The sequence below is a fragment of the Acidithiobacillus sp. TH-A36 genome (assembly GCF_057473445.1).
Genome location: NZ_JBYCKP010000669.1, coordinates 1 through 2,230 on the forward strand (window position 1 = coordinate 1; position 2,230 = coordinate 2,230).

2 protein-coding genes are annotated in these 2,230 nt (G+C 51.8%); one reads left to right on the forward strand and one right to left on the reverse strand.

Going from position 1 to position 2,230, the window contains the following annotated elements:
- Positions 1–860, forward strand: an 860-nt coding sequence (locus AC2VLY_RS16740) for a sensor histidine kinase (protein ID WP_486894124.1), incomplete at its 5' end; no start/stop codon positions are given.
- 102 nt (positions 861–962) lie between these two features.
- On the opposite strand, the gene AC2VLY_RS16745 is transcribed toward AC2VLY_RS16740, so the two are convergent.
- Positions 963–2,230, reverse strand: a 1,268-nt coding sequence (locus AC2VLY_RS16745) for an alkaline phosphatase D family protein (RefSeq protein WP_486922681.1), incomplete at its 5' end; no start/stop codon positions are given.

Sequence of the window (2,230 nt, forward strand, 5' to 3'; positions counted from 1 at the left end):
TCGCTTCATCACTGCCTATCGCCATGATTTTTGTTTTGGTGTTTTCGACCCTGGCGTTGGTGGTTTTGACCATGATTCTGGTACGCAGGGTTTTAAAACCATTGGATGTCATTTCAACAGCACTCAGAAGCTCGCTGAAAGCACCCCTGCCGAGTCTGCCACCTGGCGGAGCCTATGAGTTTCAGAATATTCTCGATATTTTTGCTGAATTACGCACGCGTTTGCAGGCAATGATTAATCATCAATCGCTTTTATTGACGGGTATTTCCCATGATTTACGTTCGCCTTTGGCCCGATTGCGCATGGCTTGGGAACTGCTTCCGGAAAATACCCCCCGGCATTTGCACGATGGCATGTTGCAGGACATCGAGCGCATGGACGCGCTGCTGGCACAATCGCTGGATCTGGGGCGCGGTATGGCAGCCAAGGTGGCAGATTTCGATTTGATGGTTTTATTGCAGGAAGTCGGTTCAGATTTTGAGCGGGCCGGAGGTCAATGGCATGCCCAGTTACCTCGCCGTTATGCTTTTCGGGGTGATCGAGAGGCTTTACGACGCTTATTATCCAACTTGCTGGATAATGCCATACGTTATGGCGGCGGAGAGGTTCGCGTGGAGTTCAGAAAAATGGCCAACCAGGTTCTGATCCGCCTCTGTGATGCCGGGCCGGGGATTCCGGAAATCGAGTTGGAAAAGGTTTTTGAGCCATTTATTCGTCTGGATGATGCCAGAGGGCATGGTGAAGGAAGTGGATTGGGCCTGGCCATTGCCCGTCAGCTGGCCGAAGCACAAGGCATGCGCCTGCGTCTGATGAATGGGGCCACGGGTGGTTTATGCGCAGAATTATCCTGGCCCGTTTGAAGCTGTGAAATTCAGGATGAACCTTGGAACAACAGGCAAGGGACGTTGGCGCAAAAAGCCTGCAGGCCCAATGCCGTTGTTAAATGATGTTGGTTTTTTGGCTCAGATGTAGCCCAGATCGGCGCTGCTGATCTGATGTTCCCAAAGGATCTTACCCCCGGTAGATTTGCAGCTCAGGAGTAGATGTCGCCCGGCGCCCTTGCCGAGGAACTCTATGCTGCAATAGTTTCTGGCTTCTACCAGCGTACCCGGCACCCGATAGGGGTTGGCGTCTCCTTTGGCCGGACTGGAGTTGAGTGGAGAGCTGGTGAGTTCCCAGAGGGGATAATCGTGTTTGCCAGAGTAGTGTGGGCGGGGCCTGCGCATTAATTCGCTGATATGCCGATCTCCCGAAAGAAACAATAATCCCCTGATCTGATTATTCTGGAGCCAGTCCATAAAATCCTGACGTTCTTCCGGATATAAATTCCAGCCTTCATAAGCATCGTCATCATTAAAAAGTTGTCCCCCTGCGGCAACGATTTTGAAATGCGCACGAGAGCTGAGCAGGGCGTTTTTTAACCAATCCATTTGCGCTTTGCCAAACATTTGCTTGCCGCGTGACAAGTGGGCAGCATCTGCATCGCGATACCAGCGATCATCCAGCAGAAAAAAATCGGCATCATTCAGGGTGCACTGGGTAAATACCCCGGGAGTTCCTGGCAGACCATAAGAGGGGTTCGCCCAATAACCCTGAAAAAGGCGGAGTGCACTTTGTTTCAGGACAAAACTACTGCCGCTGTCATTGGCTCCATAATCATGATCATCCCAGATAGCTATCTGTCGGGTAGATTGCAAAAACTTTTGCAAAGGCGGAAAGGCCCGATCCGTCCAGTAGCGCATGGCCATTCCTGCGGGACTTTGAATGTCGGCTTCACGGAAATAAAGATTATCTCCCAACCAGATCATCATATCGGCGGCTTCAGCGGTCATGGGATCATATATTTCGTACCCACCCCCATACGCTTTGCCCGGACGATCATATTGCGGGTCATTGATGTACGCGCAAGACCCCGTGAGGACTTTGAAATCCGGAGCGGGATGACGCCATTGCCAAAGTTCAGGCGTATGTATTTGCAGATTTTTACCGCTCCAGGTTTTGCCGTCCAATTGTATTTCAGTTTGGTAGGTTGTACTCGGGGCAAGATCATCCATGGTGAGCAAGGCGGTATAAAACTCCCTGGCGCTGGTGCTCATTTCGCTGCTGCTTTCCCGTAAATGCGGCTGCTGGACAGGCCAATAAGCGATACTCACCCTGGCAGGTCCCAAAGTCTGCATCCAGATGTTGGCTGAGCGTTGCGCCGGATAACCGGTCATGGGCCCGGCATGCA